The sequence below is a fragment of the Streptomyces hawaiiensis genome, from assembly GCF_004803895.1.
GTDB lineage: Bacteria > Actinomycetota > Actinomycetes > Streptomycetales > Streptomycetaceae > Streptomyces > Streptomyces hawaiiensis.
Genome location: NZ_CP021978.1, coordinates 7,762,214 through 7,783,330 on the forward strand (window position 1 = coordinate 7,762,214; position 21,117 = coordinate 7,783,330).

General features: G+C 73.1%; 22 protein-coding genes, 1 tRNA gene and 2 pseudogenes. 7 read left to right on the forward strand and 18 right to left on the reverse strand.

Going from position 1 to position 21,117, the window contains the following annotated elements; translation table 11 throughout:
• Nucleotides 1–8 precede the first annotated feature (8 nt).
• The 6 genes from CEB94_RS35430 to CEB94_RS35455 all read right to left on the reverse strand — a co-directional run bounded on the left by CEB94_RS35430 (nt 9) and on the right by CEB94_RS35455 (nt 2,412).
• Nucleotides 9–197 carry a hypothetical protein gene (locus CEB94_RS35430; protein ID WP_175436031.1) on the reverse strand — a complete coding sequence of 63 codons (189 nt, stop codon included), beginning with the start codon at nt 195–197 and terminating at the stop codon, nt 9–11.
• Between the two features lie 275 nt (nt 198–472).
• A complete protein-coding gene (locus CEB94_RS35435) occupies nt 473–637 on the reverse strand; it encodes a hypothetical protein (RefSeq protein ID WP_175436032.1) in 165 nt (54 codons plus the stop codon).
• The gene (locus CEB94_RS35440) at nt 634–1,281 is read right to left on the reverse strand and encodes an HhH-GDP family DNA glycosylase (RefSeq protein WP_175436033.1); all 648 of its coding nucleotides are present in this window, start codon (nt 1,279–1,281) and stop codon (nt 634–636) included. Before CEB94_RS35440 ends, CEB94_RS35435 begins: the two co-directional genes overlap by 4 nt.
• Before the next feature lie 3 nt (nt 1,282–1,284).
• Nucleotides 1,285–1,629, reverse strand: coding sequence for a DUF3140 domain-containing protein (locus tag CEB94_RS35445; protein ID WP_175436034.1), 345 nt, complete (start codon nt 1,627–1,629; stop codon nt 1,285–1,287).
• 52 nt (nt 1,630–1,681) lie between these two features.
• Nucleotides 1,682–2,158, reverse strand: a complete 477-nt coding sequence (locus CEB94_RS35450; RefSeq protein WP_175436035.1) for a Dps family protein — start codon at nt 2,156–2,158, stop codon at nt 1,682–1,684.
• Nucleotides 2,155–2,412 (reverse strand): WhiB family transcriptional regulator, encoded by a 258-nt coding sequence (locus CEB94_RS35455; RefSeq protein ID WP_175436036.1) that lies wholly within the window; start codon nt 2,410–2,412, stop codon nt 2,155–2,157. Before CEB94_RS35455 ends, CEB94_RS35450 begins: the two co-directional genes overlap by 4 nt.
• Before the next feature lie 173 nt (nt 2,413–2,585).
• Between CEB94_RS35455 and CEB94_RS35460 the strand changes: the two genes are divergently transcribed.
• Nucleotides 2,586–3,773: a thiolase family protein gene (locus tag CEB94_RS35460; protein ID WP_175436037.1), complete on the forward strand. Its 1,188-nt coding sequence runs from the start codon at nt 2,586–2,588 to the stop codon at nt 3,771–3,773.
• A 114-nt stretch (nt 3,774–3,887) separates the two neighbouring features.
• Entirely contained in the window at nt 3,888–4,661 is a 774-nt protein-coding gene (locus tag CEB94_RS35465) for a sulfite exporter TauE/SafE family protein (RefSeq protein WP_175436038.1), read from the forward strand.
• Here the strand turns inward: CEB94_RS35465 and CEB94_RS35470 are convergent.
• Nucleotides 4,647–5,447 (reverse strand): HAD-IIA family hydrolase, encoded by an 801-nt coding sequence (locus tag CEB94_RS35470; RefSeq protein WP_175436039.1) that lies wholly within the window; start codon nt 5,445–5,447, stop codon nt 4,647–4,649. The two genes, CEB94_RS35465 and CEB94_RS35470, sit on opposite strands and share 15 nt — an antisense overlap.
• 378 nt (nt 5,448–5,825) lie before the next feature.
• Here CEB94_RS35470 and CEB94_RS35475 point away from each other — a divergent pair, with 378 nt between their 5' ends.
• Complete coding sequence (locus tag CEB94_RS35475; protein ID WP_175436040.1) at nt 5,826–6,566, forward strand: cobalt-precorrin-6A reductase; 741 nt, start codon at nt 5,826–5,828, stop codon at nt 6,564–6,566.
• Between the two features lie 5 nt (nt 6,567–6,571).
• Here CEB94_RS35475 and CEB94_RS35480 read toward each other — a convergent pair whose 3' ends face one another.
• From CEB94_RS35480 to CEB94_RS35490, 3 genes are all read right to left on the reverse strand, one after another.
• Entirely contained in the window at nt 6,572–8,647 is a 2,076-nt protein-coding gene (locus CEB94_RS35480) for an MDR family MFS transporter (protein ID WP_175436041.1), read from the reverse strand.
• Between the two features lie 81 nt (nt 8,648–8,728).
• Nucleotides 8,729–9,499 carry a precorrin-6A synthase (deacetylating) gene (cobF, locus tag CEB94_RS35485; RefSeq protein ID WP_175436042.1) on the reverse strand — a complete coding sequence of 257 codons (771 nt, stop codon included), beginning with the start codon at nt 9,497–9,499 and terminating at the stop codon, nt 8,729–8,731.
• Between the two features lie 236 nt (nt 9,500–9,735).
• Entirely contained in the window at nt 9,736–10,275 is a 540-nt protein-coding gene (locus CEB94_RS35490) for a DUF309 domain-containing protein (protein WP_175436043.1), read from the reverse strand.
• 98 nt (nt 10,276–10,373) lie between these two features.
• Between CEB94_RS35490 and CEB94_RS35495 the strand changes: the two genes are divergently transcribed.
• The 4 genes from CEB94_RS35495 to CEB94_RS35510 all read left to right on the forward strand — a co-directional run bounded on the left by CEB94_RS35495 (nt 10,374) and on the right by CEB94_RS35510 (nt 13,012).
• Nucleotides 10,374–10,447 (forward strand) — tRNA-Pro (locus CEB94_RS35495).
• Nucleotides 10,448–10,471: 24 nt separating this feature from the next.
• The gene (locus tag CEB94_RS35500; protein ID WP_175436044.1) at nt 10,472–11,062 is read left to right on the forward strand and encodes an SMP-30/gluconolactonase/LRE family protein; all 591 of its coding nucleotides are present in this window, start codon (nt 10,472–10,474) and stop codon (nt 11,060–11,062) included.
• Nucleotides 11,063–11,155: 93 nt separating this feature from the next.
• Nucleotides 11,156–12,139, forward strand: a complete 984-nt coding sequence (locus CEB94_RS35505; protein ID WP_175436045.1) for an aldo/keto reductase — start codon at nt 11,156–11,158, stop codon at nt 12,137–12,139.
• Nucleotides 12,140–12,193: 54 nt separating this feature from the next.
• Nucleotides 12,194–13,012 (forward strand): DUF427 domain-containing protein, encoded by an 819-nt coding sequence (locus CEB94_RS35510; protein WP_175436046.1) that lies wholly within the window; start codon nt 12,194–12,196, stop codon nt 13,010–13,012.
• Here the strand turns inward: CEB94_RS35510 and CEB94_RS35515 are convergent.
• The 8 genes and pseudogenes from CEB94_RS35515 to iolC form a co-directional block, all read right to left on the reverse strand.
• Nucleotides 12,984–13,373 (reverse strand): annotated as a pseudogene (locus tag CEB94_RS35515) (TetR/AcrR family transcriptional regulator); the annotation flags it as partial. The gene CEB94_RS35510 and the pseudogene CEB94_RS35515 sit on opposite strands and share 29 nt — an antisense overlap.
• 40 nt (nt 13,374–13,413) lie before the next feature.
• Nucleotides 13,414–13,952 (reverse strand): annotated as a pseudogene (locus CEB94_RS35520) (SDR family NAD(P)-dependent oxidoreductase); the annotation flags it as partial.
• Nucleotides 13,953–14,036: 84 nt separating this feature from the next.
• A complete protein-coding gene (locus tag CEB94_RS35525) occupies nt 14,037–14,822 on the reverse strand; it encodes a GntR family transcriptional regulator (protein ID WP_175436047.1) in 786 nt (261 codons plus the stop codon).
• 20 nt (nt 14,823–14,842) lie between these two features.
• Entirely contained in the window at nt 14,843–16,336 is a 1,494-nt protein-coding gene (locus tag CEB94_RS35530; RefSeq protein WP_175436048.1) for a CoA-acylating methylmalonate-semialdehyde dehydrogenase, read from the reverse strand.
• Between the two features lie 50 nt (nt 16,337–16,386).
• A complete protein-coding gene (gene iolD / locus CEB94_RS35535) occupies nt 16,387–18,261 on the reverse strand; it encodes a 3D-(3,5/4)-trihydroxycyclohexane-1,2-dione acylhydrolase (decyclizing) (protein ID WP_175436049.1) in 1,875 nt (624 codons plus the stop codon).
• Entirely contained in the window at nt 18,258–19,151 is an 894-nt protein-coding gene (gene iolB / locus CEB94_RS35540; RefSeq protein ID WP_175436050.1) for a 5-deoxy-glucuronate isomerase, read from the reverse strand. Before iolB ends, iolD begins: the two co-directional genes overlap by 4 nt.
• A 13-nt stretch (nt 19,152–19,164) precedes the next feature.
• Nucleotides 19,165–20,043: a Cgl0159 family (beta/alpha)8-fold protein gene (locus CEB94_RS35545; RefSeq protein WP_175436051.1), complete on the reverse strand. Its 879-nt coding sequence runs from the start codon at nt 20,041–20,043 to the stop codon at nt 19,165–19,167.
• Between the two features lie 13 nt (nt 20,044–20,056).
• On the reverse strand, nt 20,057–21,034 hold the full coding sequence (gene iolC, locus CEB94_RS35550) for a 5-dehydro-2-deoxygluconokinase (RefSeq protein ID WP_175436052.1): 978 nt from the start codon (nt 21,032–21,034) through the stop codon (nt 20,057–20,059).
• Nucleotides 21,035–21,117: the final 83 nt, after the last annotated feature.

The window sequence follows — 21,117 nt, forward strand, 5'->3', positions numbered from 1 at the left end:
GCGAGCGATCAGCCGGCCGACGGAGGCCGCACCACTCGGCCCCGGCGGGCCCTCCGTACGGCGTCGGAGAGCCGGTCGCCGACAGCCCGGCGCAGCGCGTCGTGGTCGCCGATGACGGTGAGGCCGGGGGTGAGGGGGTGAGGCCGCGGTGCGGGGGCCAGGCCCCGGGCCAGGGCCGGAATCCTCACGTCCTGCATGCCGGTCTTCGACGGCGAGGGGGGCGAACTTCTCGCAGGCCTGGGCGGCCGCCGCCGCCAGATCGACGTCCGCGTCGGCCAGGGCGGGGCGCTGTGGCGGGCACGAGGGCGCGCAGCGCCGACAGCACCGCCAGGCGCAGTGCGAGCCCGTCGCGCTGGAGCGTGGACTCGCCACGGCGGGTGGGCAGGAGGTCCTCGACCAGGCGGGGCAGGCGGGCGGTCGACGTCCGCGTCGGCCAGGGCGGGGCGCTGTGGCGGGCCGTGGGCAGGAGGTCCTAGACCAGGCGGGTCGGGCGGGTGGTGGTCCTGCCGGCGCTGTGCGGGGCGATGCGGCGGTCCTCCTCGTCGGAGTCCTCCGCGGTCAGCACGGCGTCCACGTCGGCGCGGTGATCGCCGACGGGCCGCGACCGCTGGGCCACCGCCGGGAGACGGCCGGTCACCCGGCACGCCGCAGCGTGTCCTCCACGACGTTCTTGTCCACCGCCGCCCGCACCAGCGCGGCGGCGAGGACGGCCGGGTCGGTGTCCCCGGCCAGTGCGGTGAGGCGCTCGGGGTCCTGCGGCAGGTCCAGCCGCTCGGCGCCCTGGAGGGCCTTGGCGTCGAGGCAGGGGGCCGCCTCCGGCCAGACGCCCTGCGCCTCGCGCAGGAAGATGCCGGCTCCGGCAGGACCCATCCCGGGGAACTCCTGGAGGAGACGGCGCAGTTCGGAGACCTTGCCGTCCGCCTCCCGGCGCAGCCGCCGCAGATCGCCGCCCCACCGTTCGTTCAGGAGCTCGGCGGCGTCGCCGAGTTGCGTGGCCGTACGTTCGTCATAGCGGCGGTAGCCGCCCCGGCCGAGCGCGTCGACCCGCTGCTGCCGGCCGGCCCGTGCCATGCGGTGCGGATCGCGCAGCCCCGCCTCGTGCAGGGCACGGGCGGTGGCCAGCGCGACCGAGCCGCGGATGCGGGCACTGAGCAGATGGGACAGCACCAGCAGCCGGTACAGCGGCTGTGGGGTGTCCTTCAGCCCGATGCCCGCCTCCTCGGCGTACGTCCGGCCGTGCGCGCCGACGAGTTCCCGTACGACGCGCTCCGGGCGGTCCACGGCCTACCCCTTCAGCGGGTCGTGCCCGACCGTCATCAGCCGGTGCCGGCGTCGGGTGTCCTCGGCCGTCACCTCGGGCTCGGGCTCGTTCTCCAGGTCCACCTGGTCGGTGACCGTGTCCACGACCTTCCGCATCACGCGCAGGTCGTCCTCGGTCAGGTCGGTGCGCCGCTTCTGGAGGATCGCCAGGACGTGCTGCCCGGTGGCCGAGCCCGCCTGGTCCGGCAGCGGCTCGGTGGCCTCGTCGGCGTCGCGGACCCGCAGCCAGGCCGCGAGTTCCTGCGAGGTCATGTTCACCACGCGGTGGAAGTCCTCCCACAGCGCGTCGAGTTCGAGGGCGTCGGTCATCGTCTGCCCCTTCCGTACGTACGTCGGATGCTCTGCGCCGTTCCCTCGCGGGTCAGCGGGGGAAGTTCTCCGCGTCGAACATCCACCGCTGCTTCTCCAGCTCCGCGGTGATGCTGATCAGCAGGTCCTGGGTGACCGGGTCCGCCTTCTCCGTCGCGTCGATGCGCTCGCGCAGTCGGCCCACCGCTTCCTGCAGCGCGTCCACCATCACCTGCACGGCGTCGGAGTCGCGCACCCAGCCCTCCTGCGGGGCGGGCAGCGTGAAGGCCTTGGCGATGGTCTCCGGCCGGCCGTCCGGCGGGACGCCGAGCGCCGCGGACCGCTCCGCGACCGTGTCGGCGAAGTCCCGCGTCGCCGTGACCACCTCGTCGAGCTGGAGGTGGATGGACCGGAACCGGGGTCCGACGACGTTCCAGTGCGCCTGCTTCCCGACCAGCGAGAGCCCGAGCAGATCCACCAGGGTGTCCTGGAGTGCCTCGCAGGAGACCTTGCGGGCGTCGTCGGGCAGTGTGCTCCTCACAGCCGTCATAGGGCACTTCTCCTTCTCGCGTCGTTCCTGGTCGTCCGGAGCAGTGCGTCGCGCTCCTCCTCGCCGGTGCCGCCCCACACGCCCGAGGCCTGACCGCTGCCCAGCGCGAAGCTCAGGCACTGGTCGGTCACCGGGCAGCGCGCGCAGATCCGCTTCGCGGCGCTCACGTCACGCAGGGCGGGGCCGGCGGTGCCGACGGGAAAGAACAGCTCGGGGTCCTCGTCCACGCAGGCGGCGCTCCGCAACCACTCCATGAACGCGCGGGTGCCCTGGGCGCCCTGGTGCAAACGCGTCGCATGAGGGTCGTCCGGCCTGCGATATGACCTGTGGAGAGTCCCGGAAGACGCAGAATCTTCACAGGTGGCACGGCGGGGGTCTATAGTCCGAAACTAGCAGTGCTAATTATCCGCGGTGTGAGGAGCCTCTCGTGCGTCCCGTCCACTTCGCGGCCGCCCGCCGCACCCCCATCGGCAAACTGCGGGGATCCCTCTCCTCGATACGGCCCGACGACCTCGCGGCGACCGTCGTCCGCGCCCTGGTCACCGGCGTGCCCGCGCTGGACCCCGCCCGGATCGACGACGTCTACTGGGGCGCCGCCAACCAGGCCGGCGAGGACAACCGCAACGTCGCCCGCATGGCCGCGCTGCTCGCCGGCCTCCCCGACTCGGTGCCCGGCGCCACCGTCAACCGCCTCTGCGCCTCGGGCCTGGAGGCCGTGACCACCGCCGCCCGCACCATCGCCGCCGGCGAGGCCGACATCGTGATCGCGGGCGGCTCCGAGTCGATGAGCCGCGCCCCCTTCGTCCTGCCCCGCCCCGACGAGGCCCTGCCGCACCGCATGGAGACCGCCGACACCCGCCTCGGCTGGCGCCTGGTCAACCCGGCGATGCGCGAGCTGCACGGGCTGCTGGCCATGGGCGAGACGGCCGAGGAGGTCGCCACGCGGTACGGCATCTCGCGCGAACGCCAGGACGACTTCGCCCTGCGCAGCCACCAGCGTGCCGCCCTGGCCCGCAGATACGGCCACTTCGACGACGAACTCCTGCCCGTGGAGCGCCCCGACGGCGTGGTCGTCGACACCGACGAATGCGTCCGCGAGGACACCTCGCACGAGAAGCTGTCCCGGCTGAAGCCGGTCTTCCGCGACGGCGGCACGGTCACCGCGGGCAACGCCTCGCCGATGAACGACGGGGCCGCCGGCCTCCTCCTCGTCAGCGAGGAGGCCCTGAACGACCTGGGCCTGGAGTCGCTGGGCCGTTACGTCGCCGGCGCCTCCGCCGGCGTCCACCCCGACGTCATGGGCGTCGGCCCCGTCCCCGCCACCCGCAAGGTGCTGACCCGCGCCGGCTGGAGCGTCGGCGACCTGGAGGAGGCCGAGTTCAACGAGGCCTTCGCCGCCCAGGCCCTGGCCTGCGTGGACCAGCTCGGCATCGACCCCGACCTGGTCAACCCCAGCGGCGGCGCCATCGCCCTCGGCCACCCCCTGGGCTGCTCCGGCGCCCGCATCCTGACCACGCTGCTCCACCGGATGCGGCGCACGGGCGCGGGGCGGGGGCTCGCCACGATGTGCGTCGGGGTGGGACAGGGGAGCGCGGTTCTCGTCGAACGGCCCTGACGGACTCAGCCGACCTGGCGGGCCGGGCCCAGCCGACCTGGCGGCATCGGCGGGCCCACCAGGCGAGACGGCGCTTACGAGCACCCGTTCGTTGCACATAGCATCAGTGTTCGCATGAACACCATGACGCTCTGGCACATCACCGGCTGGGAGTTCGCCGCCCTCGCCTTCGCGGCCCTGCTCGTCGGTTTCTCGAAGACCGCGGTGAGCGGGGCCAACACGGTCAGTCTCGCCATCTTCGCGGCGGTGCTGCCCGCCCGCGCCTCCACCGGCGTGCTGCTGCCGATCCTGATCGCCGGAGACCTCCTGGCCGTCGCCACCTACCGGCGGCACGCCCACTGGCCCACACTGTGGCGGCTGTTCCCGGCGGTCGCCGCGGGCGTCGTCGTCGGCACGGTGTTCCTGGTCTGGGCGGACGACGCGATCGTACGGACCTCGATCGGCGCGATCCTGCTGCTGATGGCGGCCGTGACGGTGTGGCGCAGGCGGACGGCCGAGACGGGGGAGGAGCCGGAGTCGGTCACCACCCGCCCGGGCCGCCTCAAAGCCCGCTCCTACGGCGTCCTCGGCGGCTTCACCACCATGGTCGCCAACGCGGGCGGCCCCGTGATGTCGATGTACCTGCTGTCCGCGGGCTTCCGCAAGCTCGGCTTCCTCGGCACCTCGGCCTTCTTCTTCCTGATCGTCAACGTCTCCAAGCTGCCCTTCAGCGCGGGCCTCGGCCTGATCGACGGCCGCTCGCTGCTCCTCGACCTGGCGCTCGTGGCGTTCGTCGTGCCCGGCGCGCTGTTCGGCAAGTGGGCCGTGCACAGGATCAACCAGCGGCTGTTCGAGCGGCTCGTCATCGCGGCGACCGTCGTGGGCGGCCTGCAACTACTGCTGCGCTGACTCCCGCAGCAGCGCCGGCAGGTCCGCGAAGGAGTCGATCACGTGGTCGGGCGTGCCGTCGGCGGCCCGCAGCGTCTCCGGCTGGAACTTCCCGGTCCGCACGAGCACCCCGGTGACGCCGGCCCATTGCGCCGCCAGCACGTCGGACTCGACGTCGTCCCCGACCATCACCGCCTCGTCCGCACCGACGCCCAGGCGGGCGAGCGCCGACTCGAAGAACGCCCGCGCCGGTTTCCCGGTGATCTCCGCCTCCACCCGCGCGGCCCGCTCCAGCCCGGCCAGGAACGCCCCGGAGTCCAGCCGCAGCCCCTCGGCCGTACGCCAGTACAGGTTGCGGTGCATCGCCACCAGCCGGGCCCCGCGCTGCAGATGCCCGAAGGCCCGGTCGAGTGCCGCGTAACCGAACTCGGGGCCGGCCCCGCCGACCAGGACGACATCCGGCACGCGTCCGGTGTCGCCCGCCTCCACGACGGTGACACCGTCGAGGTCCTCCGCGATGTCGCCGCTGTTCAGCAGGGCGCACCGGGCTCCGGGGCAGTGCTCGGCGAGGTAGGCGGCGGTGGCGGCGGGCGCGGTCAGGATGTCCTCGGCGGACACCGGGAACCCCTCCTCCGCCAGCGTCCCGGCGATCGACGCCCGGGTGCGGGAGGTGGTGTTGGTGACCAGCAGGACGGCGAACCCGGCCTCCCGGACCTCCCGCAACGCCTCGACGGCCCCGGGCAACGGCCGCCACGAGACGGTGAGCACCCCGTCGATGTCCACGAGCACGGCACGCACGGACTCCATGCCAGGACGATAGCCATCGCGAGCGGCGCTCGCCGGTCGGCAACGTCCCGGCGTCGGCCGTAGGGGGCCCAGGGAGCCGCGCTCGCCGGTCGGACCCCTCCCGGCATCGGTCGTCCGGGAGTCGGTAGTAGGGGAGCCGCGCTGGCCGGTCGGGTACCTGTAGCCGTCTGGCGCCGATAGGGAGCCCAGGGAGCCGCGCTCGCCGGTCGGACCCCTTCGCATCGGTCGTACGGGAGTCGTCGTACGGGAGTCGTCGTACGGGAGCCGCGCTTCCCGTCGGTACCCGTCCCGTCGCGCGCCGACAGGGAGCCCGGGGGGCCGCTTGCCGGTCGGTACCCGTTCCGGCGCGCGCCGTACGGACCTCGTACGCTCTGCGTCGTGTCCCCTCACGTTCTGATCCTCGGCGGCACGACCGAGGCCCGTGCCCTGGCCGCCGCGCTGTCCGGGCGCCCCGGTGTCCGCGTCACGACGTCCCTCGCGGGCCGCGTGGCCAAGCCGGGGGCGCTCGACGGGGACGTGCGCGTCGGGGGCTTCGGCGGGGCCGGGGGACTGGCCCGGTGGCTGCGGGAGGAGGGCGTGGACGCGCTCGTCGACGCCACGCACCCCTTCGCCGAGTCGGTCACGGCCAACGCGGCCCGCGCCGCGACCGAGACCGGCGTACCCGCGGTGGTGCTCCGCCGCCCCGGGTGGCGGCCCGGCCCCGGGGACCACTGGCACCCGGCCCCCTCACTGGACGCGGCCGCCGATCTGCTTCCGCGTCTCGGCCGTCGGGTGCTCCTCACCACCGGGCGCCTCGGCCTGGCCTCCTTCGCCCACCTGACGCGCCTCCACTTCGTCGTGCGGTCGGTGGATCCCCCCGAGCCGCCGATGCCGCCCGACACCCATGTACTGCTCGCCCGCGGCCCGTTCACCGTCCCCGGCGAGACGGCCCTGCTGCGCGAGCACCGTGTCGACGTCCTGGTGACCAAGGACAGCGGGGGAGCGGCGACGGCGGCCAAACTGACCGCGGCCCGGGGCCTCGGACTGCCCGTCGTGGTCGTACGGCGGCCGCCGCTGCCGGACGGCGTGACGGCGGTAGCGGATGTGGAGGGCGTGCTGGAACGGCTGGGGCTCGGGTAGGGCGCTCACACCGAGCCGGCCGTGAGGGACTTCGCCGGACTGCCCGGCAGCCCATGGCTCAGGTCCTCCACCAGCAGCCGTTTCGCGATCGCGTCGACCGCCACGCGCAGGTCGCTGTCCGAGGGGCGGCCGATGTCCGGCCCCAGCCGGTCCTCCAGCCAGTCGGCCCAGGCCCGGGTGAGGACCGCGGCCTCGCGTGCGCCCGCCTCGGTGTGGGAGAGCAGGGAGCCGTCGCGGGCCAGGAACCCTTCCTCGACCATCCGCTCGAAGACCGGCAGCAGTACCTCCGGAGGCAACCGCCGCCGCGCGGCGATCAGCCCGAGGCTCGCATGACCGACCATGCGCGTGAACAGCTCGACCTGCATCACCGCCCACGCTCCGGCCACGTCGAGCCGAGTGTCCGACTCCAGGACGATCCGCCGCGCGGTGTCCAGATCCGTACCGCCGATGATCTTGCCGACGGCGGCCTCCAGCACCCGCCGGGAGTCCGCGCCGCTCGGCGAGCCGAACCCCTCGCCCATGTCGGTCGACCCCGTCCGCGCCGTGTCGCGCAGCCGGACCTGCTTGAGGAACAGGGCTACCAGGAAGCCCAGTGCGGCGACCGGCACCGTCCACAGGAACACGGTCTGGATCGTGTCGGCGTAGGCGCCGACGATCGGGGCGGCCACGGCCGACGGCAGCTCGTGCACGCCTTCCGGACTCGTCGCCGCCCGGCTGAGGGTGGCCGGATCCAGATCACCCGTCCGCGCCGCCTGCGCCACCCCGTCGCTCAGGTTGGGCGCCAGCGCGTGGGTGTAGATCGTGCCGAACACGGCCGTGCCGAACGAGCTGCCCAGCGTGCGGAAGAAGGTCACGCCGGAGGTCGCGGTGCCCAGGTCGGCGTAGTCGACGGTGTTCTGCACCGCGATCGTCAGCACCTGCATGCACAGGCCGATACCGCTGCCCAGCACGAACATGTACAGGGACTCCAGCCACGAGCCCGTGCCCGGCCCCATGAGGGACATCAGGAACAGGCCGGCCCCCATCACCAGCGCGCCGACGATCGGGAAGATCCGGTACCGCCCGGTCTTGCTGACCACGTTGCCGCTGAAGACCGACGCGATGAGCAGCCCCGCCACCATCGGCAGCGTCCGCACACCCGAGATCGTGGCCGAGTCGCCGTCGACGTACTGGAGATAGGTCGGCAGGTACGTCAAGGCGCCGAGCATCGCGAAGCCGACGATGAAGCTCAGCACCGAGCAGACGGTGAACACCGGGTTCGCGAACAGCCGCATGGGCAGCATCGGTTCGCGTGCCCGCATCTCCACCCGGCAGAACAGCGCGAGCGCGAGGACGCCGCCCACGAACAGCCCGATGATCACCCCCGAGCCCCACGCGTACTCGTTGCCGCCCCAACTCGTCGCCAGGATCAGGGCGCTGGCGCCGACGGCGACGAGCGCGATCCCCAGGTAGTCGATGACGGGCCGGGCGGCCGACTTCACCACCGGGATGGTCCTGGCCGCCGCCACGACGACCACGATCGCGATGGGGACGTTGACGTAGAACGCCCACCGCCACGTCAGATGGTCGGTGAACAACCCGCCCAGCAGCGGCCCGATGACGGTGGCCACCCCGAACACCGCGCCGATCGCGCCCTGGTACTTGCCGCGCTCGCGCAGCGGGATCACGTCGGCGATCAGCGCCATCGAGGTGACCATCAGCCCGCCCGCGCCGATGCCCTGCATCGCCCGCCAGGTGATCAGCAGCGACATGTCGGTGGCCAGGCCGCACAGGAACGAACCCGTGATGAACACGACGGCCGAGACCTGGAAGACCGCCTTGCGGCCGAACAGGTCGCCGAACTTGCCGACCAGCACGGTCGCGACGGTCTCCGCGAGGAGGTACGACGTGACCACCCACGACATGTGCTCGGCCCCGCCCAGGTCCGACACGATGGTCGGCAGGGCGGTGCCGACGATGGTCTGGTCGAGGGCCGCGAGCAGCATGCCCAGCATGATCGTCACGAAGACGACGTTGCGTCGACGGGAGTCCAGCACCGGCGGCTGGGAGGCGGGCGGGGCGGTTTCCTCCACGACGGTCACGTCGTCACCTTCACAGCTGTGGGCTACGTGCGCATGCCAGAACGTCCGCACGGGTGCCCGGCGATGTGCCCACCAGTCCCCTCAGTTGCGGGGGTGCCGCCGCAGCAGATACGTGTCCATGATCCAGCCCTTGCGCTCGCGGGCCTCGGCCCGCAACCGCTCGATGCGGGGGGCGGCCTCGGCGATCGGGCCGGAGACGAGGATCTCGTCCGGGGTGCCGATGTAGGCGCCCCAGTAGATGTCGACGTCCTCCTGCGCGTACTGCCGGAAGGTCTGGTGGGCGTCGAGCATCACCACCACGTCGTCCACGCCCTCCGGGAACCCCTCCGCCAGCCGCCGGCCGGTGGTGATCTGCACCGGCCGCGCTACGCGGTTGAGGCCCGTGCGGTGCCGGGCGACGAGCGCCGAGACGCTGCTGATGCCGGGCACGACGTCGTACTCGAACGCCACGGCGCCCCGCTCCAGCACCTCCTCCAGGATCCCCAGCGTGCTGTCGTACAGCGACGGGTCGCCCCACACCAGGAACGCGCCGGTCTGCTCCTCGCCCAGCTCCTCCGCGATCAGCCGCTCGTAGATCTCGGCCCGGGCGCTGCGCCAGTCACCGACGGCCGGGGAGTACGCCGCGCCGCCGGCACTGCGGTCCCGCTCCGGGTCACGCGCCTCGACGACGCGGTACGTCCCCTGCGGTACGTGCGCGTCGAGCAAGTCCCGGCGCAGCCCGGTGAGATCCGCCTTCACCTCGCCCTTCTCCAGGATGAAGAACACGTCCGTGCTCCGTAGCGCCCTGACGGCCTGGAGGGTGAGCTGGTCGGGGTCGCCCGCGCCGATACCGATGACATGAATCTTTCGCACGCCCCGAGTCTGCCGCACGGGGGTCCGGGCGGGTTCACCGCGGTCGGGTGGGGGAGCGCTGGCCGCGTCGGCGGTCGGCGGTCGACGGCCCGGCGCCTCGTCCTGGGGCGGTGGCGGGACGGTTCCGGGCGGTCCCGGGCGTGCATCGAGGCCGGACCGCCGGACCCCGGGCGTCTCGGGGGAGCGCCCGGCACCGCTTGCCGTAGCGGTGAACGGCTGGGGCACCGTGTCCCGGCTCAGCGCCCCGCTGCCGGGCCCCGCAGCCGCGGCGCCCGCGCCCCCGCGTCCACCGGCCGGCCGCTGCGCTCCACTTCCCCGGCCAGCTCCCGCGCCCACGCGGACACGCCCGCGATGTCGATCCCGTGCGGCACTGCCCGCCCGGCGCCGGACACCCAGGCCTCGGCCGCGCCCGCCCCGCGCCGCAGGAGCCGGGCCCCGCCCGCCAGATTGCCGCGAGCGGCGTGCGTGAGCCCCACGGCGAGCTGCGCGAGGCCGCGCCACAGCTCGCGCTCCTGGTCGGGCCCCGACTTCCACGCGTCCTCGAAGACCTCGTGCGCGTGGAACGGCTTGCCCTCGTCCAGCAGCCGCTGCGCCTCCGCGACGGTCTCCTCCGGGGTACGGACGACGCCCTCGGGCTGCCGGGGCACGCCGTCCGCGCCGTACGGCAGGGGCCGCCCGAGACCGTCCCGGGGCCGGGCGTTGCGCGCCCGCCCCTCACTGTCGCGGTCCCGTGCGTCGCCCGGCCGGCCCGGGTAGGTCTCTCCTGTGCTGCCCATACGCCGATTGTCCCGCCCGGCCCGCTTTCGGCGCGGCCGGGGGTGTGGGGTAAAGTGCTGTTCGCGCGATCACGCGGTTCACCGCGGGTGGCGCGCACCGGGACGTGGCGCAGCTTGGTAGCGCACTTGACTGGGGGTCAAGGGGTCGCAGGTTCAAATCCTGTCGTCCCGACGGTGAAGCAGTAGGCCAGAGGCCGTGTCGGTACCAACCGGCACGGCCTCTGGCCATTCCCGGGGCGGCTGCCCGCTCGCCGGCGTCCCGGGCGCGTACGGTGTCGCGCTGGACGGCGCGGGCACGGCGTACGTCGCCAACTGGATCGACGGGCGGCTGTTCGCGGTCGATCTGCGTACCGGAGACAAGAAGACGGTCGCCACCGGCCTCCCGGGCGGTATCTCCGGGGTGGCGCTGGACGGCGCGGGCAAGGCGTACGTCGGCCGGCGGGAAGGCGGCGGCCAGGTGTTCGAGGTGGATCTCGCCGACGGAACCCACCGCGTGGTGGCCGGCTTCGCCGGGGCGAGCACCGCGCGCCTGTTACTCGACGGCACCGGCAAGGCATACACCATCGACCACTCGGGCGGGCGCCTGTACGAGGTCACCCTGACCGACGGCGCGCAGCGCGTCGTGGCCACCGGTCTCGGGAGCTGCGAGGGCCTCGCCCTGGACCTCCCCAACGGCCAGGATCTACGTCAGCAACCCTCAGGGGCAGCTTTGGCGCATCTCCCACAGGGCTGCCCAGGCGCTGGGAGGAGTCGGCAAGGTGGTGGCGCCGAGGCGCGGGGAGCCTGACAGCGAGGCGGTGCCCTTGACCTCGAGAGCACTCCAAGCTGAAGACTCCCTCCGTACCCCGAACCCCGGGGCCCGCCGGAGGGAGCGACAGCCATGAAGTACCGCACGATCGGCACGGACCCCACGACCCGCCGCGAGGTGAGTGTCCTCGCGCTCGGCGCGATGCTGTTCGGCTCGGTGACGGACGAGGCGACGTCCTTCGCCCTGCTCGACCGCTACGTCGAAGCCGGCGGGAACCTCATCGACACCTCCGACAACTACGCCTTCTGGGCCGACGGCGGCCAGGGCGGCCAGAGCGAGGAGCTCCTCGGCCGCTGGCGGCGCAGCCGCGGCGTCGGCGACGAGATCGTCATCGCGACCAAGCTCGGCGCCCGCCCCCTTGCTCCCGGCACCAGCTACACCGACAACCCCGAGGGCCTGTCCGCGAAGGTGATCCGCGAGTCCGCCGAACGCAGCCGCGAACGGCTCGGCCTGACGAAACTGGACCTGCTGTACGCGCACATCGAGGACCACACCGTCCCCCTCCAGGAGACCGTCGAGGCCTTCGCCGCCCTGGTCGCCGAGGGCACCGTCGGACTGCTCGGCGTGAGCAACCACGCCGTCTGGCGTGTGGAGCGGGCCCGGGCCCTCGCCGCCGCGGCCGGACTGCCCGGCTACGAGGTCCTCCAGTACGCGCACACCCACCTGCGCCCCCGCACCGACGTCCCCGGCGCCCTCTTCCCGGACGGCAGCCTCGGACACGCCGGCCCCGACCTGCTCGGCTACCTGAGGGCCGAGCCCGGCCTGACCCTGGTCGCGTACTCCCCGCTGCTGAAGGGCGCCTACAGCCGCCCGGAGCGGCTGCCCGCCGGCTTCGACCACCCCGGCACCCCGGCCCGGCTGGCGGTACTGCGGGACGTGGCCCGGGAGACCGGCGCGACCGTCAACCAGGTCGTGCTCGCCTGGCAGATCGGCGGCGAACCGCCCGTCCTGCCGCTGGCCGGGGTCTCCTCACCGGCCCAGCTGGAGGAGAACCTGGCCGCGGTGGACCTGGAACTGACATCGGAGCAGCGCGCCCGGCTGGACGCGGCGCACTGACACCGTGGGACCGTGGAGGGGACGGCATCCGGACCTCCGGAAGGAGCACCGGCCATGACCACCCACCCGGCCCACCCCGCCGCCCGCTCGATCAGAACCACCCCGGAAGGTCTCATGTGGGAGCCCAGCGAACGCTGGGTGCGCGGCCGCAAGGGCGACGTCACCGTCGTCGACAGCCGCCACCCGGTGCTCGTCTGGGAACCCCACCTGCCCGTGCCGCAGTACGTCTTCCCGCGCGAGGACGTCCGCACCGACCTCCTCCGCCCGGCCAAGAGCCCGCCCACGGGCCCCCACACCGGCTCCCGGATCTTCTACGACCTCGACGCCGGCGGCGAGGTGCGCGAGAACGCGGCCTGGACGTTCCCCGCCGACGACCTGGCCGGCCACATCGCCTTCGCGTGGTTCCTGCGCACCGACACGGGCCTCGACCACTGGTACGAGGAGGACGAGGAGATCTTCATCCACCCCCGTGACCCGCACAAACGCGTCGACGCGCTGCCGAGCAGCCGGCACGTGCAGGTCGAGATCGACGGGCAGGTCGTCGCGGACAGCCACGCCCCCGTCCTGCTCTTCGAGACCTCCCTGCCCGCCCGGTACTACCTCCCCCGCGAGGACGTCCGGCTGGACCTGTTCGACGCCACCGACCACCACACCGGCTGCCCCTACAAGGGCACCGCCGCGTACTGGTCCTGGCGCGGAGGGGCCGGCGTGCCGCCCAACCTCGTGTGGACCTATCCCGAGCCGCTGCCCGCGGTGGCGGCGATCCAGGGACGCGTCGCCTTCTTCAACGAGGTCGTCGACATCACGCTGGACGGCGAGCGCCTGGAGCGGCCGGACACGCCGTTCAGCCGGATGCTGCGGAAAGGCGGCTAGAGAAGCCGTCGAGCAGGGCGCCCGGCCCGGCCGCGAGGCCCTCCGGGCCGCCCCGCTCGGCGAGCGCCGCCGCCGTCTTGCGCAGCATCGGCAGCTCCTTCGCGGACAGCCGGTGCAGCCCGAGGCGGAAGGCCGGGTCGGTCTCGGTCGGGTTGGTCCACCACCGGGCGCAGCTCCACGGACACGTAGCCCAGCAGCCAGGCCGTGAAGGCGCGGAACACGTCGGCCGTGGCCGCCTCGTCGAAACCGGCGCCGCGCAGCAGGGTCAGCACCCTTTCGTGACGCGCAGGACCGCGGCGGGCCGCTGGGCCAGCGGGACCGCCGGCAGACGCGTGGCGAGCAGCGGCAACGCGCACCTGTGCTGCCCCGGGCCCCGCCACTTCGACCGTGCGGTACCGCGAACCGTGCGGGTTGAGCCGCTGGAAGCGCCAGGCGTCCCGGCACACCTCGGCGAGATCCCTGGTGGGGTGCCAGCCCCAGGCGCGCTCCACGGCCGCGGCGTCGGCGACCAGCTCGGCGACGTCCCCGGGGCGGCGAGCCTCGACGGCGTACGGGATGGGCCTGCCGCAGGCCTGGGGGAACGCGCCGATGACGTCGAGGACCGAACTGCCCGCGCCCACACCCAGGTTGTACACCTGCATGAGTGCACGACGGCGTCCACGGAGTGTCGGTCGAAGACGGCCGAGAGGGCGTGCCGATCACGGATGTCCAGCTCGTAGACGGCGCCGACGAAGCGGCCGGCGATCCGTTCCACCCGGGCGAAGACCTGCGGTTTGCTGTTGGAGTAGTCGTCGACCACGATCACTTCGTAGCCGTGGTCCAGCAGTTCCACGCAGGTGTGGCTGCCGATGAAACCGGCCCCGCCGGTGACGAGGACCGTCGAGGGTGCCCACGAGGATCCGGTTCCTCGAGAGGCCGGCAACTGGTTCCTGCGGGCCATGCCTGGACTCCCGCGTCGGGTGTCGTTGGAAACCGTATGTTTACGGTGTATATGTACGACTCGGCACCCAACCTTCGGGTCGGGTCAGGGCCGGACCAGCAACTGGAAGTCGAACGTGTAGAGCGAGGCCCGGTAGATGTGCGTTCCGTACTCGACCGGACGCCCCGTGTCGTCGTACGCCGTGCGCCGCATCGTGAGCAGCGCCGCCCCCTCCCGCTCGTCCAGGCGCGACGCCTCCCCGGCGGTCGCAGCGCGGGCGCCGATGGTCTGGCGGGCGCTGTGCAGGGTGATGCCCGCCGAGCGCATCATGCGGTACAGGCCGGTCGACTCCAGGCGGGCGCTGTCCAGGTCCAGCAGCGACACCGGCAGGTAGTTGCACAGCAGCGCCACCGGCCGGCCGTGTGTGCGGCGCAGCCGGTCCAGGACGGTCACCTCGCTGCCCTCCGGCACGCCGAGGGCGGCGGCCACGTCGCAGGCCGCGGCGACGACCTCGTGGCGCACGACCTCGGTGGCCGGTGCCTGCCCGGCCGCCTCGAGGTCGTCGTAGAGGCTGCTCAGTTCCAGGGGGCGCCTGACCTGGCTGTGCACCACCTGCGTGCCCACCCCGCGCCGCCGGACCAGCAGCCCCTTGTCGACGAGGGACTGGATGGCCTGGCGGACGGTGGGGCGGGACAGGCCGAGGCGCACGGACAGGTCGACCTCGTTGCCCAGGAGGTTCCCCGGGGCGAGGACCCCGCGCCCGATCGCCGCCTCCAGCTGCTGTGCGAGCTGGTGGTACAGCGGCACCGGACTGCCCCGGTCCAGGGCGAAGTCCAGCGAGCCGAGCGCGGAGGCGGCCGTGGTACGGGCCCGGCCGGCGGTCTTCGCCATGGATGACCCCCCTCTGGATGTCAGGAGTTGCTCGGGAAACCGAGGTTGATGCCGCCGTCGGCCGGGTCCGGCCAGCGCGTGGTGATGACCTTGCCCTGGGTGTAGAAGGCGATGCCGTCGTTGCCGTAGACGTGCAGGTCGCCGAAGAGGGAGTCCTTCCAGCCGCCGAAGGAGTGGTAGCCGACCGGGACCGGGATCGGCACGTTGACGCCGACCATGCCCGCCTTGACCTCCAGCTGGAAGCGGCGGGCCGCGCCGCCGTCCCGGGTGAAGATCGCGGTGCCGTTGCCCCAGCGGGAGGAGTTGATCAGCTGGATGGCCTCCTCGTACGTCTCCGTCCGTACGACCGCCAGCACCGGGCCGAAGATCTCGTCCTGGTAGGCGTCCGCCGTCAGCGGCACCCGGTCCAGCAGGGAGACGCCGAGGAAGAAGCCGTTCTCGTGGCCGTCGACCGAGAAGCCCGTGCCGTCGACGACGACCTCGGCGCCCTGCTCGGCGGCCGAGGACACGTACGACGCCACCTTGTCGCGGTGCTCGCGGGTGATCAGCGGGCCCATCTCGGACGTCGGGTCGTTGCCGGGGCCGATCTTCAGGTTCTTCGCGCGCTCGGCGATCTTTCCGACCAGCTCGTCACCGATGTCGCCGACGGCCACGACCACCGACACGGCCATGCAGCGCTCGCCCGCCGAGCCGTACGCGGCGTTGATCGCCTGGTCGGCGGCGAGTTCCAGGTCGGCGTCGGGCAGCACCAGCATGTGGTTCTTGGCGCCGCCCAGGGCCTGCACCCGCTTGCCGTGCTCGACGGCCGCTCGCTGGATGTACTTGGCGATCGGCGTCGAGCCGACGAAGGACACCGCCTCGATGTCGGGGTGCTCCAGGATGCGGTCCACGGCCGTCTTGTCGCCCTGCACGATGTTCAGGACGCCCTCCGGCAGGCCAGCCTCGGTGGCCAGCTCGGCCAGGCGCAGGGAGGCCGACGGGTCCTTCTCCGACGGCTTCAGCACGAACGTGTTGCCGCAGGCGATGGCCAGCGGGAACATCCACATCGGCACCATCGCCGGGAAGTTGAACGGCGTGATGCCCGCGACGACGCCCAGCGGCTGGCGGATCGAGGCGACGTCGACCCGGGTGGAGACCTGGGTGGACAGCTCGCCCTTGAGCTGGACGGAGATGCCGCACGCGAGTTCCACGATCTCCATGCCGCGCGCGACCTCGCCGAGCGCGTCGGAGTGCACCTTGCCGTGCTCGGCGGTGATCAGTTCGGCGATCTCGTCGCGGTGGGCGTCCAGCAGCTCGCGGTACTTGAACAGGATCGCCGTGCGCTTGGCCAGGGAGGACTGGCCCCAGCTGTCGAAGGCGGCCTTGGCGGAGGCGACCGCGGCATCGACCTCGTCGACGGACGCGAACGCGACCTGCTTGTCCTGGGCGCCGGTCGCCGGGTTGTAGACGGGGCCGAACCGGCCGGAGGTGCTCTCGACGGGCTTGCCGTCGATCCAGTGGGTGATGGTCTTCATGGTGCGCAAGGGCCTTTCGTGAAGCCTGAGTTCAGCAGCGGCGGGGAGGGTCAGAGGTGGCGGCGGCGTCCGGCCACCTGGCGGTCGTAGCGCTCGCGGGCCGCGACGGCCGCCTCGCGGGAGGCGGTCTCGGCCACCGGTACGTCCCACCAGGCCTCGGCCGGGGGAGCGGTCGGGGCCGGGTCGGTCTCGACGTACACGCACGTCGGCCGGTCGGAGGCGCGGGCCGCGGCCAGGGCCTCGCGCAGCTCGCGCACGGTCTTGGCGCGCAGGACGTCCATGCCGAGGCTGGCCGCGTTGGCGGCGAGGTCGACCGGGAGCGGGGCGCCGGTGAACGTGCCGTCGGCGGCGCGGAAGCGGTAGGCGGTGCCGAACCGCTCGCCGCCGGTCTCCTCCGACAGACCGCCGATGGAGGCGTAGCCGTGGTTCTGGAGGAGGACGATGTTGACCGGCAGGCGCTCCTGGACGGCCGTGACGATCTCCGTCGGCATCATCAGGTAGGTGCCGTCGCCGACCAGCGCCCACACCGGGGTGCCCGGGGCGGCCTGCTGGACGCCGATGCCGGCCGGGATCTCGTAGCCCATGCAGGAGTAGCCGTACTCCAGGTGGTACTGGCGCGGGCTGCGCGAGCGCCACAGCTTGTGCAGGTCGCCGGGGAGCGAGCCGGCCGCGTTGATCACCACGTCGTCGTCGCCTACGGCGGCGTCCAGCGCGCCGAGCACCTGCGTCTGGGTCGGGACCGCGTTCTCGTCGGCGGCCCGGTAGGCGGCCTCGACGACCTCGTCCCAGCGCTCCTTGCCGCCGCGGTACTCGGCCTCGTACGCCTCGGACACGCGGTGTCCGGACAGCCCCTCGGCCAGCTTCTCCAGCCCTGCCCGCGCGTCGCAGACCAGCGTGCGCGCGGAGAGCTTGTGCGCGTCGAAGCCGGTGATGTTGAGGTTGAGGAACCGCACCTCCGGGTTCTGGAAGAGCGTGCCGGAGGCGGTGGTGAAGTCGGTGTAGCGGGTGCCGACGCCGATCACCAGGTCGGCGGTGCGGGCGAGTGCGTCGCTGACCGCCGTGCCGGTGTGGCCGATGCCGCCGAGGTCGGCGGGGTGGTCGTGGCGCAGGGAGCCCTTGCCGGCCTGGGTGGAGGCGACCGGGACGCCGGTGGCCTCCACGAACGCCTTCAGCGCGTCCTCGGCCTCGCTGTGGTGGACGCCGCCGCCCGCCACGATCAGCGGCCGCTCGGCCGACCGGATCGCCTCGACGGCGGCGGCCAGCTCGACCGGGTCCGGCGCGGGGCGCCGTACGTACCAGACGCGCTCGGCGAAGAACTCCTCCGGCCAGTCGTACGCCTCCGCCTGCACGTCCTGCGGCAGGGCGAGGGTGACGGCGCCGGTCTCGGCCGGGTCGGCCAGCACGCGCATCGCCTGGAGCGCCGAGGGGATCAGCGCCTCGGGGCGGGTGACGCGGTCGAAGTACCTCGACACCGGGCGCAGGGTGTCGTTGACCGACACGTCGGCCTCGACGGGGTGCTCCAGCTGCTGGAGCAGCGGGTCGGGGGCGTGCGAGGCGAAGTAGTCGCCGGGCAGGAGCAGCACCGGCAGCCGGTTGATCGTCGCCAGGGCCGCGCCGGTGACCAGGTTGGTGGCGCCCGGGCCGATCGAGGTCGTCACCGCCTGCGCGGACAGGCGGTTGAGCTGCCGGGCGTAGCCGACGGCCGCGTGCACCATGGACTGCTCGTTGCGGCCCTGGTGGAACGGCATGGCCGCCTCACCCGCCTCCAGGAGCGCCTGGCCGACCCCGGCGACGTTGCCGTGGCCGAAGATGCCCCAGGTCCCGGCGATCAGCCGACGGCGCACGCCGTCCCGCTCGGTGTACTGGGCGGACAGGAACCGCACCAGGGCCTGGGCGGTCGTCAGTCGGCGGGTGGGGGCGCTCATACGGAGGTCTCCGGGGCGGTGTAGAGGGGGAGCCGGGGGTCGACCGGCTGGTTCGGCCAGGTGTCGCGGACCCAGGCGTGGTCGGGGTGGTCGCAGATCAGCCAGGCGCGCTCGGCCTGCGGGCCCGCCATGACGTTGAGGTAGTACATGTGGTGGCCGGGCGTGGCCATCGACGGCCCGTGCCAGCCGTCCGGGATCAGGACGACGTCACCGTCGCGGACCTCGGCCAGCACGTCGGTGTCGCGGCCCGGGCCGGACGGGGAGACGCGCTGGTAGCCGAGGCCGGGGATGCCGTCGTGGCCGGCGAACTCGAAGTAGTAGATCTCCTCCAGCACGGACTCCTCGCCCGGCCGGTGCTCGTCGTGCTTGTGCGGCGGGAACGACGACCAGTTGCCGCCCGGGGTGATCACCTCGACCGCGATGAGCTTGTCGCACTCGAAGACCCCGGCCGCGCCGAAGTTGTTGACCTGCCGGGAGCAGTTCCCGGTGCCCCGCAGCTCCACCGGTACCTCGGAGGCCGGGCCGTAGCGGGCGGGCAGCCGGCGGGTGCAGCGCGCGCCGGTCAGCGCGAACCGGCCGCCCCCGGCGGACGTCACGCTCGCGCGGGCGTCGCGCGGGAGGTACGCGAAGTCGCTGACGCCGCTGAACACGTCGGCGCGGCCCTGGAGTTCGAAGGTCTCCTGGCCGAAGTCGTCCGCCGCGGCGACCGTGCAGCCGCCGCTCAGCGGCACGACGATCCACTCGCTGTCACCGGTGTCGAAGGAGTGCGCGCCGCCCGGCGGCAACTCCAGGATCCGCAGGCTGGAATGGCCCCAGCCCGCCTTCTCGGGCGTGACGTCGACGGCGTAGGGGCCGCCGAGGGCCTTGCCGGCGGGAAGGTGGTACGTCATTGCATCCTCCGGATCACAGCAGACCGACGGCCGTGTCCACGGCCTCTTCCACGCTGCCCCCGGCCGGGTAGAGCAGCGACCGTCCGACGACCATGCCCTGGACGGCGGGCAGCCGCAGGGCCTTGCGCCAGCGTTCGTAGGCGCCCTCCTGGTCGTCGCCGACCTCGCCGCCGAGCAGGACGACGGGCAGTGTGGAGGTCTCAAGGACCTCGGCCATGTCGTCCGGGTCGTCGGTGACGGGCAGCTTCAGCCAGGTGTAGGCGGAGGTGCCGCCCAGGCCCGAGGCGATCGCGATGGACCGGGTGACGGCCTCGGCGGACAGGTCGTTGCGGACCTTGCCGTCGACGCGCCGGGAGAGGAACGGCTCGACGAACAGGGGCAGCCGGTGGGCCGCCATGGCGTCGATCGCCCGCGCGGTGGACTCCAGTGTGGTCAGCGAGCCCGGGTCGTCGTAGTCGATGCGGACCAGCAGCTTGCCGGCGTCGAAGCGGAGCCGGGCGATGTCCTCGGCGCGGTGGCCGGTGAAGCGGTCGTCCATCTCGAAGGCGGCGCCGGCCAGGCCTCCGCGGTTCATCGAGCCCATGACGACCTTGTTCTCCAGCACCCCGAGCAGGAGCAGGTCCTCCAGGATGTCGGCGGTGGCGAGCACCCCGTCGACGCCGGGCCGCGACAGCGCGATGCACAGCCGCTGAAGCAGGTCCGCGCGGTTGGCCATGGCCAGGCGCCGGTCGCCGACCCCGAGGGCGCCGCGCGCCGGGTGGTCGGCGGCCACGATCATCAGACGCCCGCTTGTACCGAGCAGCGGGCGCCGCACCCGGCGGGCCGCCGCCTCGGCGACGGCCTCGGGGTTGCGGGCTCGGACCGTGGTGAGGTCGGGGATGCCGATGTTCAAGGAAGGCTCCGTTTCAGTGGCTGGTGCTCGGCGACGGCACCCCGGCGAGGAGGTCCTCGACCTCGGACTCGGTGGGCATCGCGGAGGAGCAGGCGAGGCGGGAGGCGACGAGGGCGCCGGCGGCGTTGGCGTGGCGCATGATCCGCTCCAGGTCCCAGCCGGCGAGCAGGCCGTGGCAGAGCGAGCCGCCGAAGGCGTCGCCCGCGCCCAGGCCGTTGACCACCTCGACCGGCACCGGCGGCACCTCGGCCCGGGCGCCGTCGCGGTGCACCGCCAGCACACCCTTGGGGCCCTGCTTGACGACGGCCAGCTCCACACCGGCCTCCAGCAGCGCCTCCGCGCAGGCCTGCGGCTCGCGCACACCGGTGGCGATCTCGCACTCGTCGAGGTTGCCGACGGCGACCGTGGCGTGCCGCAGGGCCTCGCGGTAGTACGGGCGGGCCTCCTCGGGGTCGCGCCAGAACATCGGCCGCCAGTCGAGGTCGAAGACGGTGGTGCCCGACTTGTCGCGGGCCTTGAGGGCGGCGAGCGTGGCGGAGCGGCTGGGCTCCTCGCTCAGGCCGGTGCCGGTGATCCAGAAGATGCTGGCCCCGCGGATGGCGAAGAAGTCCAGCTCGTCGGTGTGGATCTCCAGGTCCGGCGCCTTGGGACGGCGGTAGAAGTACAGCGGGAAGTCGTCCGGCGGGAAGATCTCGCAGAACGTGACCGGCGTCGGGTACGCGCCGACCGGGGTGACCCAGCGGTCGTCGACGCCGAAGCCCTTCAGCTCCTCGTGCAGGTACGTGCCGAAGGGGTCGTCGCCGGTGCGCGTGATCACCGCCGTACGGCGTCCCAGGCGGGCCGCGGCGACCGCCACATTGGCCGCGGAACCTCCCAGGAATTTCCCGAACGTCTCCACTCGCTCCAGGGGGACGCCGGTCTGCAGGGGGTAGAGGTCGACCCCGATGCGGCCCATCGTGATCACATCGAAATACTGGGCTGGCTCGGCCATGCGCGACCTCCTCGGGAAGCTGGGGATGCGGGTCCTGGGGCGCCCTGCCACGGTGGGGGGCGTGGATCCACGGGACCTGCCGC